The organism is Bacteroidota bacterium, assembly GCA_025059945.1.
Lineage (GTDB): Bacteria > Bacteroidota > Rhodothermia > JANXDC01 > JANXDC01 > JANXDC01.
Window position 1 is genome coordinate 92,424 of record JANXDC010000010.1, and the last position, 15,506, is coordinate 107,929.

14 protein-coding genes are annotated in these 15,506 nt (G+C 64.1%); 4 read left to right on the top strand and 10 right to left on the bottom strand.

Annotated features, from left to right (window positions below):
* The 4 genes from NZ993_05735 to NZ993_05750 form a co-directional block, all read right to left on the bottom strand.
* Window positions 1-777: an enoyl-CoA hydratase-related protein gene (locus tag NZ993_05735; GenBank protein ID MCS7155292.1), complete on the bottom strand. Its 777-nt coding sequence runs from the start codon at window positions 775-777 to the stop codon at window positions 1-3.
* A gap of 14 nt (window positions 778-791) precedes the next feature.
* Window positions 792-1,634 carry a hypothetical protein gene (locus NZ993_05740; protein MCS7155293.1) on the bottom strand — a complete coding sequence of 281 codons (843 nt, stop codon included), beginning with the start codon at window positions 1,632-1,634 and terminating at the stop codon, window positions 792-794.
* Between the two features lie 72 nt (window positions 1,635-1,706).
* The gene (locus NZ993_05745) at window positions 1,707-2,459 is read right to left on the bottom strand and encodes a PspA/IM30 family protein (protein MCS7155294.1); all 753 of its coding nucleotides are present in this window, start codon (window positions 2,457-2,459) and stop codon (window positions 1,707-1,709) included.
* A gap of 64 nt (window positions 2,460-2,523) precedes the next feature.
* Complete coding sequence (locus tag NZ993_05750; GenBank protein MCS7155295.1) at window positions 2,524-3,837, bottom strand: thymidine phosphorylase; 1,314 nt, start codon at window positions 3,835-3,837, stop codon at window positions 2,524-2,526.
* A gap of 102 nt (window positions 3,838-3,939) precedes the next feature.
* On the opposite strand from NZ993_05750, the gene NZ993_05755 reads away from it, so the two are divergent.
* The gene (locus NZ993_05755; GenBank protein ID MCS7155296.1) at window positions 3,940-5,694 is read left to right on the top strand and encodes a tetratricopeptide repeat protein; all 1,755 of its coding nucleotides are present in this window, start codon (window positions 3,940-3,942) and stop codon (window positions 5,692-5,694) included.
* On the opposite strand, the gene aroA is transcribed toward NZ993_05755, so the two are convergent.
* On the bottom strand, window positions 5,691-6,995 hold the full coding sequence (gene aroA, locus NZ993_05760) for a 3-phosphoshikimate 1-carboxyvinyltransferase (protein ID MCS7155297.1): 1,305 nt from the start codon (window positions 6,993-6,995) through the stop codon (window positions 5,691-5,693). The two genes, NZ993_05755 and aroA, sit on opposite strands and share 4 nt — an antisense overlap.
* A gap of 10 nt (window positions 6,996-7,005) precedes the next feature.
* Window positions 7,006-7,332: a DUF4290 domain-containing protein gene (locus tag NZ993_05765; GenBank protein MCS7155298.1), complete on the bottom strand. Its 327-nt coding sequence runs from the start codon at window positions 7,330-7,332 to the stop codon at window positions 7,006-7,008.
* Window positions 7,333-7,447: 115 nt separating this feature from the next.
* On the opposite strand from NZ993_05765, the gene NZ993_05770 reads away from it, so the two are divergent.
* The 3 genes from NZ993_05770 to NZ993_05780 are packed head-to-tail and all read left to right on the top strand — an operon-like array spanning window position 7,448 to window position 10,936.
* Complete coding sequence (locus tag NZ993_05770; protein MCS7155299.1) at window positions 7,448-8,806, top strand: TolC family protein; 1,359 nt, start codon at window positions 7,448-7,450, stop codon at window positions 8,804-8,806.
* A gap of 55 nt (window positions 8,807-8,861) precedes the next feature.
* Window positions 8,862-10,217 carry an efflux RND transporter periplasmic adaptor subunit gene (locus tag NZ993_05775; protein ID MCS7155300.1) on the top strand — a complete coding sequence of 452 codons (1,356 nt, stop codon included), beginning with the start codon at window positions 8,862-8,864 and terminating at the stop codon, window positions 10,215-10,217.
* Complete coding sequence (locus tag NZ993_05780) at window positions 10,214-10,936, top strand: ABC transporter ATP-binding protein (protein ID MCS7155301.1); 723 nt, start codon at window positions 10,214-10,216, stop codon at window positions 10,934-10,936. The genes NZ993_05775 and NZ993_05780 overlap by 4 nt, the downstream gene beginning before the upstream one ends.
* Here the strand turns inward: NZ993_05780 and NZ993_05785 are convergent.
* The 4 genes from NZ993_05785 to NZ993_05800 all read right to left on the bottom strand — a co-directional run.
* A complete protein-coding gene (locus tag NZ993_05785) occupies window positions 10,933-11,862 on the bottom strand; it encodes a class I SAM-dependent methyltransferase (GenBank protein MCS7155302.1) in 930 nt (309 codons plus the stop codon). The genes NZ993_05780 and NZ993_05785 overlap by 4 nt on opposite strands.
* Window positions 11,863-11,954: 92 nt before the next feature.
* Window positions 11,955-12,410, bottom strand: a complete 456-nt coding sequence (locus tag NZ993_05790) for a hypothetical protein (protein ID MCS7155303.1) — start codon at window positions 12,408-12,410, stop codon at window positions 11,955-11,957.
* A 122-nt stretch (window positions 12,411-12,532) separates the two neighbouring features.
* Window positions 12,533-15,202: a pyruvate, phosphate dikinase gene (gene ppdK, locus NZ993_05795; protein MCS7155304.1), complete on the bottom strand. Its 2,670-nt coding sequence runs from the start codon at window positions 15,200-15,202 to the stop codon at window positions 12,533-12,535.
* A 145-nt stretch (window positions 15,203-15,347) separates the two neighbouring features.
* On the bottom strand, window positions 15,348-15,506 hold a 159-nt coding region (locus tag NZ993_05800; protein MCS7155305.1), incomplete at its 5' end, for a flagellin.

The window sequence follows — 15,506 nt, forward strand, 5'->3', positions numbered from 1 at the left end:
TTAACGCCCCTCGAAGACGGGCGGACGCTTTTCCAGAAACGCGCGCGTACCCTCTCGAAAATCGCGCGTCGTCATGGCCAATCCGAAAAGCTCAGCCTCCCGGGCCAGGCCGGCCTCCAGAGGCAGATCCGCCGCCTGCACGGCCTCCAGAATGAGGCGCACGGCTACGGGGCCCTTGCTGAGCACAGCTTTCAGGAAAGAGCGCGCCTCCTCGAGCAGGCGATCGGCCGGCACCACCCGATTGACGAGCCCGATCTCATAGGCGCGCTGGGCCGAAATGCGTTCTCCGCTGAGCAACAGCTCCAAAGCCCGACCGCGCCCTACCAGGCGTACAAGCCGCTGCGTGCCCCCGTATCCCGGTATGAGGCCCAAGTTGACCTCCGGCTGCCCGAACTGGGCGATCTCCGAGGCAAAGCGCACATGGGCCGCCATGGCCAACTCACAGCCTCCGCCCAGGGCATAGCCATTTACGGCCGCCACCACCGGCTTCGGGCAGCGTTCGATCTGGTCCAATAGGCGTTGTCCGCGGCGCGCCTGCTCCCAACCGCGCAGCCCATCCAGTTGGCTGAGCTCGGCTATATCGGCGCCGGCGGCGAAGGCCTTCGGCCCGGCCCCGGTCAGGATCACCCCGCGCACCTCGGGCTCGGCGTAGATGCGCGTAAAAGCCGCCTCCAGCTCCCGCAGCACCTCCTCATTGAGGGCGTTCAGCACCTGGGGCCGGTTGATCGTGAGCGTCACGATCCCCTCGGCCAGCTCCCATAAGAGGCTCTGGTACATGGCTTGATCCCAGCTTAACGAACCCTCGTTCGGTTTCGACGGAATAAGGGCTTTGAATCGTCTTCTTCAGCATGCTCCGAGGGCAAGGCGAGGGGCGCGAAAAGCGCCTCCATGGCTTTAACGGTCCCCTCGGTCTCTTGAACCTCTTCGAGCAGATTATCCAGCTCCAGCTCAACGGCCTCAGGGTCCCTCATGGTAAGCGCCTGTTCGTGCACGAAACGGAAGACGTCCTCGATCGTCTCCAGTTGCGCGTGCACAATCTGGACTTGCTCGCGGGCCTGCTGGTAACGCTCCAAGCGCTTACGCAGTACCTCCAGGCGACGCCCCTTGAGCTGCTGCATTTTGGGCGGATCGTCCTTGATGCTCGCCTCTAGCTCCCGGATGGCCCCCAGGATCTCCCCCTCTGCGTGTGTGCTTAGGTAGGTCGCGTAGCGGTGTTCGGCCACCAGAAGGCGGAGATAAGCCCCCAGAAGCGCCTCCAGCTTGCGTCCGTGGGCCGCCAATAGCGCCCGGGAGGGGCCGGAGTATTGGGTGTACTGGGCCTCGATGGTTTCCAGAAGCTTGCGCATGGATACGAAGCGGCGTTGCCGCTCGCGGTCCAAACTCAAGAGCAGCTCTCGCTCCCCAAGCGGCCTTTGCAGGCGTCCTCTGCGGGTCTCCACCCACCGCTGGAAGCGCCTGGAACGTGACAGCAGACCCAAATACAGGAGCTCCAAGCCCGCCACCAAGGTCCAGGTGGCCTCAAACCACTGCGGGTTGAAGAAGGTCCAGGCCCCTGCCGCCGCCAGAAAGCCAAGATTCCAGGGTAACAGAAAGGCCTCTTTGACGAAGTTGAGCCCTTCGCGTGCAGTCGGCATTTGGAGCTGTCACCGCCGAAGCCCGTTTGGGGCGGGCCGCCCGGGCTTCTTACCTCGTTTCGGTCCCATAAGTTAGGAGCGTGTTCGGATTCGGCCGACCGTTTTCTCCTGCTCCGCGGTTCGCTCCGGTTCGGCTTGGGGAGATTCCGGCTCCCGCTTGCGCTCCAGTCCCATTTCCCACTTAAACTGCTTGATGAGCTCGCGGGCCCGGAGCCGCTCGGCTTCTTCCTCTATGCGGATCCGATCTCGATCCGCGCCCTCCAAGGCCATCTCCATGCGCGCCTCCTGGCGCGCAGCCTCCTCGCGAATGCGGCCGATCATTTCCTGGTGTGTCTGGTCGATACCGGCCACCTCGAAGGACTCAAGCGCGTCGGCCACCTTGGCCTGCCATTTGGCACGCCCGTATTCGCGCAAGGCCTCCTGGGCCTCCCTGATTTTGCGCTCGCGCTCCCGCATGAAAGCCTTCTTGATCTCCACAGCCTTCTCATATGCCTGCTGGGCTAGACGCAGCTGCTCACGGGTGCGATCCAGCGCCCCGCGGGCCTGTTCAAGTCGGATAGCGTAGTTCTCGGCCACGTCCTCCCGATCCGCTTCGAGGGCGGCACGGATGCGCGCAGCCAGGTCTTCGAGCTCGGCCTCCAGACGCTTGGCCTCCCGTTCCAGAAGCAAGACGTGCGCCTTAACGGTGGCGATGTTCTCGTTCATCTTGGGGAGCTGATCGTTGAGCTCCCGGATGTTCTGCTCCAAGATGAGCCGGGGGTCCTCAAGACCCCGGATCAGCCCGCCCAGCAGGGCCTTGAGGGCGCGCACAAATCGCCGCCACATGGGTCGATCCTCTAATTCGGACGTTTCTCGCTATTTAAGATAGCCAAACTTCTTCGGAACCGCATCAGCTGATGACCTCTAACAGGCGGGAGCGCGGCTCCGGAGGCGCATCCGCTATGCGCACCGCCTCACGCAGGCGCGCTAAAGCGCGCTCCAGGCGCTCCGGGGTGGCCGCGTAAAGCACCGCGACCGGATCACCGGCTTGTACGTATGCACCAAGCCCGCAGTTGAGCCGAATACCGGCGGTGGGGTCGATGGCCTCCTCTTTACGATAGCGGCCCGCGCCCAGCTCTAGGGCCGCCCAGGCGAAGGCCCAGGCGTCGAGGTCGACCACGTAGCCGGAGCGGGGGGCGCGAAGCGCCGTCTGCTGGGTTGCCCGCGGATAGCGCTCGGGCTCTTCGACGTAGCGCACATCTCCGCCTTGGGCCTGTACGATCTGACGGAACTTCGCAAAGGCCTGGCCCGATTGAAGCATCTCCTGGGCCAGCCTGCGCCCCTCCTCTAGGCTCAAGACGCGCTCAGCCAGCCAGAACATCCACGCGGCCAGCTCATAGGTCACTTCCAGAAGATCCGGCGCCCCTTGAGCCCCCCGCAGGCACTCGATCGCCTCCTCCACTTCGAGCCAATTGCCGATGGTCCTGCCTAGCGGGGTGTCCATATCCGTAAGCAAGGCCGCGGTGCGTTTGCCCGCCCCCCGGCCGATCGCAACCAGCGTCTGGGCCAGCTCCCGAGCGCGCTCCCGCGTTTTCATAAAAGCCCCGCGTCCGACTTTGACGTCCAAGACCAGCGCATCGATACCCTCGGCGAGCTTCTTGCTCATGATGCTGGCCGCGATAAGGGGGATGGACTCCACGGTGGCCGTGACGTCGCGCAGGGCGTAAAGCTCGCGATCCGCCGGCGCGATCTCCTCCGTCTGCCCGATCATGACGGCTCCGATCTCCCGCAGCTGGCGCTCGTAGGCCTCTGGCGCCAGATGCGTCCGAAACCCTGGGATGGATTCCAGCTTATCCAGCGTCCCGCCGGTGTGCCCCAGACCGCGGCCCGAGATCGTGGGCACGGGCACACCGGCCGCGGCCACAATGGGCACCAGCAGCAACGTTACCTTATCTCCCACGCCGCCTGTGGAGTGCTTGTCCACTTTAATTCCCGGAACGGCGCTCAAATCCATGACCCGGCCCGAGTGCAGCATGGCCTCCGTTAGGGCCAGCGTCTCCTCCGCGTCCAGCCCGTTGAGGTAAACGGCCATGAGCCAGGCCGCCGCCTGATAGTCGCGCACGGTGCCATCGAGCAAGCCGTGCACGAAAAACCGGATCTCCTCCCGACTCAGGCGCTTGCGGTCGCGTTTTTTGGCGATGATCTCAACAGGGGTAAAGCGCATGCCTTCTGGTCCGAGCCGGTTTCAGCGCAATGGTACAGGTATTTCGCCTCCGGATTCAACGGCCCCATTGCCGACCTCCGGAGAGGGTGCTATTTTCATGATATGCGCCTGTTCGGCATCGGGCCTCTGCTGTTTGTGGCGCTCCTCTTGCTTGGGGGTTGCGCAGCGAATCGTCCTCTACCCCCGGCGACTCCTCCCCAGCTTGAGGTGTTGGAGCTAGGCCGGCCGGCGCTCACAGACCAAGAGCGCGCCCTTGAGCTCTTCACACGAGCCCTCGCGCGGGAGCTTATGGATGATCTAGAGGCCGCAGAGGAGGGCTACGCAAGGGCCCTGCTGCTCAACCCCGAAGAGCCGGGCATCCTGCACGCGCTAGCCCAAGTTTTGGGGCGGCGCGGCCGACTTCGCGAAGCGATTGGGTACGCAGAGCAAGCCGTTCGGCTGGACTCCATGCGCTCGGCGCAGCAAAATGCGCGCTGGTACCGACAAACTTTGGCTGAGCTGTACATCCAGGCCGGATTGCTGGACCGCGCCATCGCCGAGTATGAGCGGCTGGCGGCCCGCTTCCGGCGCGATAAGCACTTGTGGTCGGCGTTGGCGGAGTTGTACCTGCAAGCCAATCAAGTGGAGCGCGCCCTAGCCGCGCTGGACACCTTGCTTACGCGGAGCGGACCCGAGCCGGAGCTTTTCCGATGGAAATTGGAGCTGCTGCAGCTTGTGGACGATACAGAGGGGGCGCTGAAAACCCTGGAGGCCTGGTGGCGCTCGGATCCGGAACACCCGCAAATCCGGCGTCAACTGCTAGAGCACTACTGGAACCTGGGCCGGTGGGAGGAGGCGCGCCGAGTGCTTCAACAGGCCGACCCCCAGGACGTGGAGGCGCAACTGGACTGGGTGGAACTGCTGGACAGGCTGGGCCGGACGGACTCCGTGCGCCTGATGCTTGAGGCGTTGGTCCGCTCTCCAGGACTAGGCGCCTCTTCCCGGCTGCGCCTGGGGGAGCTGCTCCATCGGCGCGCCCTATCTCAGGAGGGAACCTTAGGGGAGGCCGAACGGCTGCTGGAGGTCCTACTTGAGCAAGATCCGGAGCAGCCCGAACTGAGCTTTTGGCTTGGGGACCTCCGCGCCCGTCTCGGTCGACCCGCAGAGGCCCTGAAGCTGCTGGAAAAGGCCGCAACGCGCAATCCTCAAGACCCGCAGATGTGGTTTCGGGCCGTGCAAGTAGCTCTTGAGGCTAGGGATGCGGATGCGGCCATCAGGCTAGGCCAAGAGGCCGTTGAGCTCTATCCCGGACAGCCGGCCTTGCTGCTGCTCTTGGGGTCGGCCTATTTGGAGCAGCAGCGTCCGCAAGAGGCTATTTCGCATCTGCGGAAGGGCCTGGAAGTGGTCGAGCAAGGGGTGTCGCCGGAGCTACGGGCGCCGCTTTTGGGCGCCTTGGCCGACGCCTACGCGCAGCTCGGATCCACCGAGGAGGCCGATAGCCTGTATGAAGCCGCCTTAGGGCTTGATCCAGAAAACCCGGTTCTGCTTAACAACTACGCCTATCACCTGGCCGAGGGCAAGCGGCGGCTGGATCGCGCCCTCTCAATGGCCTTGCGGGCCGTGGATGCAGACCCTCAGAACGCCTCTTTTCTGGACACGCTGGGATGGATCTACTTTCAGATGGGCCGCTATGAGGAGGCCGTCCGTTGGCTGGAGCGGGCCGTGGCGACGGGCCAAGCCAGCCCCGTGGTGTTGGAGCACCTGGGCGACGCCTACACGCAGGTGGGACGTCTGGATGAGGCCCGCGTGCTCTGGCGGCGCGCCCTAGAGCGCAACCCTGAAAACGTTCGTCTTAGACAGAAGCTGGGGGGCCGCTAAGGAACCGCGGAGGCGCTCAGGCGCTCCAAGGTCTCCCAGAAGCCGGGATAGGAAACCTCTACCCATTCGGCCCCCTCGATGATCGTCTCCCCTTCGGCCAGCAAGCCGGCAACGGCCAGGGCCATGGCGACCCGATGGTCCTGATAAGCCGATACACGACCTCCGCGCATTCGAATGGGCCCCTCGAAGGCCCATCCATCGGGCAGCTCCTCAACGCGGGCCCCCAGGCGCCGCAGCCCCTCGGTCATGGCGCGGATGCGATCGGACTCCTTCAGGCGCAGCTCAGAAGCCCCCGTGATGCGGCTTTCCCCATCGGCCATAGCGGCCAAAACGGCGATTACGGGCAGCTCGTCTATGAGCGCGGGCACCTCGGAGCCCCCAATCTGCACAGCGCGCAGGCCGCAAGCCCGCACCCGTATCCGGCCCACGGGCTCGCGGCCGATCCAGCGTTCCACATGAGCCTCCACCTCCGCCCCCATCCGGCGTAACAGCTCCAAGAAGGCCGTTCGCGTGGGGTTCAGGCCCACGTCTCGAAGCTCCACCTCCGAGCCCGGAACAAGCGCCGCCGCAGCGGCCCAGAAAGCGGCCGCCGAAGGGTCGCCTGGGATCTCGTATCGGCCGGCCTGGGGACGCAACCGACCTCCTTGAACGGCTATGCGCCACCCCTCAGGAGTCAGCACCGGCTCTAGACCCAGCAGGCGTTCTGTGTGATCGCGCGTGCGTGAGGCTTCGAAGACGACCGTTTCTCCTTCGGCCAGCAAGCCGGCTAGCAGGATCGCGGATTTCACCTGGGCTGAGGGGATGGGGAGCCGAAACGTTGCCCCGCAGAGGCGGCCTGCGCCCTGGATGCGCACAGGTGGACACCCATCTTGGGTCTCTATACGCCCCCCCATGCACCGCAGGGGCTCGGCCACGCGCTCCATGGGCCGGCGTCGCAGCGAGGCGTCCCCGTCTAGGGTGACGGATCCCCGCTGTCCCACGAGCATGCCGCAGAGCAGGCGCATCGTGGTGCCGGAGTTGCCGCAGTCCAAAAGCTGTCCCCGCAGGCGAAACCCCCTAAGCCCCACGCCTCGGATGCGCACCCGGTCCGGCTCTGAAAACTCCACCGGCACCCCGAGAGCGCTTAGGCAGCTCAAGGTGCTCTGAGGATCGCGGCTTCTGGGAAAACCCACTAGCTCCGAGGGGCCCTCGGCCCAGGCGGCGAGCAGGGCCGTCCGGTGCGCAATGGATTTATCCGATGGCACCCGCACGGACGCCCTTAAGCTCCCCCGGATCGGGCGCACCGTATGGTATGAGGACATAAAGGAACGCTCAGTGGGGCCTGCCCCCCCGATGATCGGGGCGTTCCTGCTCCATGGCGCGCACGACTTCCAGCAGCTCGCCCACTTCCAAGGAGGGCTCCATGGCGCGGATCAGCTCGGCGATGCGCCGATCCTTCTGCGGCGCCTGAGCCCAGTCGGGATGGGCTTGCTCGATGATGCTGATCAGTACCCGCAGGTGAGGATAACGCCGGACCTTGTCCGGGATCTGAGCAATGGCCTGGGCATAGAGCTGTGCGTTTCGGCCCACCTGCCGATCGACGATTTTGACCGTGCGCCGCAGGTGGCGAATGCGTACGACTTCGCTGGTGACGGACATGGGAACGCTCTTGGTTTGCAAGCCAAAAATATCCCCCTTGCGGAACAAACCGCAACTTCCGCCAAGGGGGCTCCGTTTAACGAACGGACTTGCCCGCCCAAGCAGGAGGTTTCCTATGCGCCTGCTAGTTTGCTTGTTCGCCTGCGTGCTCTCGGCTGGGGGCTTATGGGCCCAACCCCGTCGGCTAACGCTGCCAGAAGCCGTGCGCGTGGCCCTGGAGCGCAACCTCACAATCCGCAAAGCGGAAACCCAGCTGGAGCTCTACGAGGTGCAACGCCGTCAACGCGTAGCCAACTTCCTGCCCTACGTGAGCGCGAATAGCTCCTCGGGACGCAATTTCGGCCGACAATTCGATCTTACCACCGGACAGCTCACAGACCAGCGAAGCGATCGACTCAGCGCGAGCATAGACGCGAGCCTGAATCTGTTCAACGGCGGCGCCGACTGGTTTGGCTGGCGTCAAGCCGAACAGGAGCTCGAATCGCAACGGGCAGGGCTGGAGCGCGCCCGTCAATCGGTGGTGTTCTCCGTAGCCCAGAGCTTTCTGCAGATTCTCCTGGATCAGGAACTATTGCGCATCGAACAGGAGAACCTGCGAGCCCAGCGAGGGCAATTGGAGCGCATTGAACAGCTCGTCCGCTCGGGAGTCCGGCCCCAGGCGGATCTATATGCGCAGCAAGCGCAGGTGGCACAGCAGGAGCTAGCCGTAATCGAAGCGGAGAACCGGCTAGCTCTGGATCGAGCTCGGCTGGCCCAGCTGCTCGGGCTAGACTCCCTTGAGGGGTTAGAGCTCGTCCCCCCCGAAGCGGACCCCCAGATGCTTGAGGCGGAGAGCTTCGAGCTTGAGGCTCTGTACCGGGCCGCGCTAGCGAGCCGATCCGACTATCGCCAACGCCAATTGGCCCTGGAGGCCGCCCGCGCCGGACTACGGGCAGCCACGGCGGGCTACTGGCCGCGTCTAGACCTGGCCTTTTCATACGGGTCGGGCTACTCGAGCTTAGCGCGGCGTTTTAACCCTCAAACCCAACGGCTGGAGGCGATTCGCTTCGGGGATCAGTTCTGGCGGCAGAACGTGTATTCCTCGGTAGGCCTGCGCATCTCAATCCCGATCTTTGATCGGCTGCTCACAGCCAACAACGTGGCCCGTAACCGGGTCCAATACGAGTACGCTCGCTGGGAGCTACAGGAGCTGGAACAAAACATCCGCCTGGAGCTGCAGCAGGCGCTGCTTAATTACCAAGCTGCGCAGAAGCGCTGGCAAGTAGCCTCTGCGCAGCTGCGGGCCGCCGAGCAGGCCCTGCAAGCCGAACGCGAGCGCTATCAGGTAGGTTCCGGCACCCTGTTGGAACTCACCACGGCGAACACCAACTACGTGCGAGCCGCCTCCTTGCAGGCGCAAGCGCGCTATTCGCTTCTGTTTCAGCGCAAAATGCTCGACTATTACATGGGACGCTCGGACCTCGGGGTCCGCTAACGCAGGGCGAGCCCAACTTGTGCAGTAGGAGGATCACCAACCGAGGCGAACAACTATGAGGCGCACTCGAAGCTCCCCCACACGCAAAATCCTATTGTGGACCGGCCTGACGTCCGGACTGTTGACGCTCCTATACGTGATCGGCCGTAGTGCGGGCTGGATCGATGCTTCGGCAGAGGCGATCGAGGTGCAAGTGGAATCGGTCAGCAGACGCGACATCACACAGGTCGTCTCCGCCGCCGGCAAGGTGCGACCCGAGATCGAGGTGAAGATCACCCCCGATGTCTCGGGCGAAATCATCGCGCTTTACGTCAAAGAGGGCGATCGGGTGCGCCAGGGGCAGCTTCTGGCGCGGATTAAGCCCGATTTCTATCAGGCTCAAGCCGAGCAAAGCGAAGCAGCCCTCAACCAGATGCGGGCCTTGCTGGCTCAGGCCCGAGCGCAGCTGCTAAAGGCTGAAACCGATTTTCAGCGCGCCGAGGCTTTGTATCGCTCGGGGGTGGTTTCGGAAGCCGATTATCAAACGATCCGGGCTCAGTACGAGTCGGCCCGCGCACAGTACGAATCGGCGCAGTTTCAGGTCAAAAGCGCTCAAGCCCGGCTGCGGGAGGCCCAGAGCAACTTGCGTAAGACCTACATCTACGCCCCCATCTCGGGTACGGTAAGCCAACTTTCCGTCGAGCTCGGCGAACGCGTGGTGGGCACAAGCCAAATGGCCGGCACCGAGATGATGCGCGTCGCCCTGTTGGACCAGATGGAGGTGCTCGTGGAGATCAACGAAAACGACATCGTGCACGTAAGCGAAGGCGATACGGCGCTCATCGAGGTCGACGCCTATCCGAACATGACCTTTGTAGGCCAGGTGACCAACATCGCCAACTCCGCCAAAACGACCTTGCAGGGCACTGTAGAACAAGTAACCACGTATCCCGTGCGCATCCGCATCAACGGGTCCTACCGCCGACCAAACGGGGCGGTGTCGACGGCTACCCTAAAAGTGGACGAGCTCCCCCCCACCCCCATGCCCCGGCTGCGGCCGGGCATGTCGGCCACGGTCGACATCCGCACCCGGACGGTGCGCGGGGCCTTGGCTGTGCCCATTCAGGCCGTGACCGTGCGTTCCCGCAAAACGGGCCGGGCCCCTTCGGATACGGCCCGGGCCGAGGAGCAGCTGGAACGCGTGGTCTTCGTGGTGGAATCCCAGCGGGTCCGCCAGCAGCCCGTGGAGACGGGCATCAACGACGACCGCTACATCGAGATCACCTCGGGCCTTCGCGGGGATGAACGCGTGGTAGTAGGGCCTTTCCGAGCCGTAAACCGCCTGCTTAAGGACGGCTCCCGCATCAGGATCAACCCGACGCAAAGCCCAAGCGGCCAGACGGCAGCGGCAACCCGGAGTGAACAGCCATGAGCGCGGAACGCCCCCTCATCGACCTGCGCCAGATCAGACGCGTTTATCCCATGGGCGCTGAGCCTGTACACGCGCTGCGCGGAATCACCTTGCAGATCTTCCCCAACGAATACGTGGCCATTATGGGTCCCTCGGGGTCAGGGAAGTCTACGCTCATGAACATCCTGGGCTGCCTAGATACTCCCACGTCGGGCGAATACTACCTGAACGGCAAACTGGTGAGCGAGCTTTCCGACAACGAACTAGCCGAGATCCGCAATCGAGAGATCGGCTTTGTGTTTCAGACCTTTAACCTCCTGCCGCGTCAGGACTGCCTGCGCAATGTCGAGCTTCCGCTCATCTACGCCGGGGTGCCGTATGCGGAACGCAGAGCGCGCGCGCTGCGGGCCCTTGAGGCCGTGGGCTTAGCCGATCGCGTACATCACAAGCCCAACGAGCTCTCCGGCGGACAACGCCAGCGCGTGGCCATCGCCCGGGCACTCGTAAACAACCCCTCGATCCTCCTAGCCGATGAGCCCACGGGCAACCTGGACTCCAAAACGGGCGCGGAGATCCTGGCCCTTTTTGACGCTCTGCATGAGCGAGGACATACGATCATCCTCGTTACCCACGAGGAGGACGTGGCCCGGCATGCACACCGAATCATTCGGCTGCGCGACGGGCTCATCGAGAGCGATGAGCGTCGAAGCTCTGTTCCGATCCCGATGCGAGCCGGCTAAAGGACTACCGCTATGCTGGCCCATTCCACCGCCAGGTTCTGAAGGCACACCTCAAAGCCCCAACCGCAAGCGAAGCGCCGAAAGAGGGCATAGAAGACATCTCGGCCCGGATAGGGAATCACAAGACGCTCAGGCAGAAGACGCCCAAGAGCGCGCCAAAACCCCCTCAGCGGCCAACGCGCGCTGTGGTGTTCCAGTAAGGCCCGCAGATGACGTCCCACGGTTCGCTTGGGAGGCCGTCCCACGCGAAGCAGCTCAAAATCCCATCGCCGCAAGAGCGCCGACAAGGTGCGGGGATCGAACCAGCGCCGTACGCTGGGCGGGGCGTAATGATGCCAGCGGCTTCCCCAAAGACGCGCCTGCCAACTGCTTCGGTTCCAGGTCTCGATCAGCCACAACCCCCCTCGGCGCGTGGCGGCGCGGGCCCGCTCCAGGGCGGCCTCCAGATCCCGCACGTGCCCAATAACCTGCACCCAGAGCACGGCATCATAGAGCCGATCCGGTTCAAAAGCTTCGATCGCTCCTTGGCGAACCTCCAGGCCCAGCCTCTCCCGGGCGAAGGCGCACATGCGCCCGTTGGGTTCTAGCCCCACTCCGCGCCAGCCCACCTCCTGAAGCCCCTGCAGCAGAAACCCGGCCGCTGAACCGATATCCAGAACCCAACCCGCAGGGCCATATTGGCGAAGTAGCCTCCCGTACCAACGGCCCGTTCGCCTTAAGGCGGGCTCCAGGTGTTCATAACCCGGATACCCGGCCCCCCCTGCCGAGAAATACGCATCCCCGTAGACGCGCTCCGTGTAGTCGGACTCCGGCTCCTCGGCAAGCTGGGCAAAGCCGCAGCCGGCGCACTCCAGGATCGCAAAACCCCGCACCACCGCCCACGGCCGCCACGCCAAAGCCCCACAAACGGGACAAGAGGCCGCCACGTTGAGCTCCTTCTCATCCACGACGGTTGATCCCAACTTGAAGGGGTGGGGCGCGCCCGCCTGCAAGCAAAAAAACGCCTTGACCTATGGCCTCACCCTATGCTATGAAAGCGCACTAGCTGTCCGCTTAGCTCTTCGAGAGCGTAGCAAGAACGCGCCATAGCGGCCGGACCCGGTCCGATGATGCGGTGACGCATCCGGCCGCCTTCATCCCAGACCAGCCCAAGCGGAACCCCACTGACCTCGACCCATGGAGCCATTGGCCCCGCTGAATCCAGCGGTGGAGGAAACGGGGCCTCATCAAGCGTCCGGGGCATCCCTGAGAGCGCCTTCATGGACGGATTGGCTTGATGCATTTGGGCGGCCGGAGAAATCCAAAGCGCAAGCTGCTCATGCAGAGCGGCCAGGCTTGGAAGCCCCGCCAGCAGACAGCTGGGGCGGTCGGGGGAGAAAACAAGCGCGACGGTCGGACGGGGCTCCAAGGGAAACGACCGACCGTTCCGGATCGGAAACCGAGCCAGCCCGGCCCACAGGGAGCGACCTTCCACGAGGAGCAGCCCTCTGTGTTTTGCGATGGCACGCGATCAGGCGTCGAATTTCGTGCCAAACGCAAAAGAAGCGGGCTCAAGGGTCAACTCGCCCCCGCAGCTACTTTATGAAACCTTTCGATCTAAGCTTCTCCGAGCACAGCCGCGATGGGCTTGCGCTTTAAAGCGGCCTGGGCTGCGGCCAGACGGGCCACCGGAACCCGATACGGAGAGCAGCTTACGTAATCGAGCCCCACGTTGAAGAAAAACTCCACCGAGGCCGGATCCCCGCCGTGTTCTCCGCAGATGCCCACCTTGAGCTCTGGGCGCGTCCGGCGGCCCCGCTCCGTGGCCATCTGCACCAGCTGCCCTACGCCCGCCTGATCCAGGGTCTGGAACGGATCGTCAGGCAGGATCTTGCCCTCCAGGTACTGGGGCAAAAACTTGCCCGCGTCATCGCGGCTGTAGCCGAAGGTGAGCTGGGTGAGATCGTTGGTGCCGAAGCTGAAGAACTGGGCCTCCTCGGCGATCTGATCGGCCACCAGCGCGGCACGCGGCACCTCGATCATGGTGCCCACTAAATACGAAACCTGCACGCCCTGCTCGCGCATCACCTCGGCGGCCACACGCTCGATGAGCTCCCGTTGATGACGCAGTTCTTCCGGCGTGCCCACAAGGGGAACCATGATCTCCGGATAGACGGCCCTACCCTCCTTGGCCATCCGGCAGGCGGCCTCCATGATGGCGCGCGCCTGCATTTCCGTGATCTCCGGATACGTGATCCCGAGGCGGCAGCCCCGATGTCCGAGCATGGGATTGAGCTCATGAAGGGCCTGCACGCGGGCCCGGACTTGCTCCGGGCTCACGCCCAGGCGCTCGGCCATCTCCCGCTGTTGCTCCGGCTCCTGAGGCAGGAATTCGTGCAGCGGGGGATCCAGCAACCGGATGGTCACGGGCAGCCCCTCCATTTCGCGGAAGATCGCGTAGAAGTCCTCCCGCTGCATAGGCAATAGTTTGGCCAAGGCCCGACGCCTCCCGGCCTCATCCTGGGCCAGGATCATTTCGCGCATCGCCCAGATGCGATCCCCCTCGAAGAACATATGCTCTGTGCGACAGAGCCCGATGCCCTCCGCCCCGAACCGGCGGGCCAGCCGGGCGTCCTCTGGGGTGTCGGCGTTGGTTCGTACGCGCAGGGTTCGGAATTGGTCGGCCCAGCTCATGAAGGTCGCAAAATCCCCGCTCATCTCGGGCTGGACCAGCTCCTCGGCGCCCAGAATAACCTCCCCCGTGGTGCCGTTAATGGAGATCCAGTCGCCCTCGCGCACCGTCACCTGGCCGTTGGTGAAGGATCTTGCGGCGTAGTCGATCACGATGTCCCCGCAGCCGGCCACGCAAGGCTTGCCCCAACCGCGCGCCACCACGGCCGCATGGCTTGTCATGCCGCCCCGGCTGGTCAGGATGCCTTCTGCTGCGTGCATGCCCCCGACGTCCTCTGGAGAGGTCTCAATGCGCACCAGGATGACGCGCTCCCCTCGGGCGCGCCAGGCCTCGGCGTCTTCGGCAGAGAAAACGGCGCGTCCCACCGCCGCCCCAGGCGAGGCCGGAAGCCCGCGGCCGACGACGCGCCCGGCTTTGCGATAGGCCTCCTCGTCCCGGAAGCGCGGGTGCAGCAGCTGATCGATGTGTCGGGGCTCGACCAGGTTGCGCACCGCCTCCTCAGGGCTAACCAGCCCCTCGCGGACCATGTCGACGGCGATCTTCACCGCAGCCGGTCCTGTGCGCTTGCCGTGACGGGTCTGCAGGATGTAGAGCCGAGCCTCCTGAACCGTGAACTCGATGTCCTGCATGTTCTTGTAGTGCCGCTCCAGTAAAGCGGCGATCTCCCAGAGCTGCTCGTATACTTCGGGCATCTGTGCCTTTAGGGCGGCGATGGGCAAGGGGGTCCGGATGCCCGCTACGACATCCTCACCTTGCGCGTTGATGAGGTACTCCCCGTAGAGCTCTCGCTCTCCGGTCGAAGGGTTGCGCGTAAAGCAGACGCCGGTGCCCGAGCTTTCGCCCATGTTGCCGAAGACCATTGTCTGCACGTTTACGGCCGTGCCCAATAGGCCTCGGATTTTATTGATCTGCCGGTATTTGATGGCCCGTTCGCTGTTCCAGGACTCAAAGACCGCCCGAATGGCCCGATCCAGCTGCTCTCGGGGATCTTCCGGAAACAAGTGCCCGGTGTGCTGCCGGTAGATGGCTTTGTATCGATTCGTGAGCTCGCGCAGGTCCTCGGCCGTAAGCTCGATGTCCTCACGTAGACCGCGTTCGCGCTTGAGCGCCTCCAGGGCTTCTTCGAAATGGGCGTGATCGACGCCCATCACCACGTCCCCGAACATGTCGATAAAACGCCGATAAGCGTCCCAGGCAAAGCGCGGGTTTTGGGTCTGGCGGATGAGGCCCTCGACCACAGCGTCGTTTATGCCCAAATTGAGAACCGTATCCATCATCCCGGGCATCGAAATCGCGGCGCCCGAGCGCACGGAGACAAGCAACGGGGCAGTCGGATCGCCAAAGCGGCGCCCCATGAGGCGCTCCACAAAGCCCAAGGCCTCCTCCACCTGTTCCCAGAGCTCCGGAGGATAGCTCTTGTCGTGCTCGTAGTAGTACCGACAGGCCTCGGTTGTAATGGTAAAGCCCGGCGGCACAGGCAAGCCGATGGCGCTCATCTCGGCTAGGTTTGCCCCCTTGCCGCCGAGAAGATCCCGCATATCGGCCCGACCCTCAGCCGACCCCCCGCCGAACGTATAGACCCATTTGTGCGACATAGGCCCTCTCCTTGCGTGCCGATTCATGGATGCCGCACGAAATATACCGCGCAGCGTCGTTCCTCGAAAAGAAAGGCCCCTAAAAAACGCTGGCCGGGCTCGCAAGCCCGGCCGGCGGGGTGGCGGTGAGTGTCCCCATAGGGGATCACTGACGGAACAGAGCGAGCACCGCCTGTGGGTTGGCGTTGGCCTGCGCCAGGGCGACCGTGGCCGTCTGCTGCAGGATCTGCAGCTTGGCCACACGCAGCTGCTCGCGGGCGAAGTCCGCATCGAAGACCCGGCTGCGCGCCCCCTCGGTGTTCGT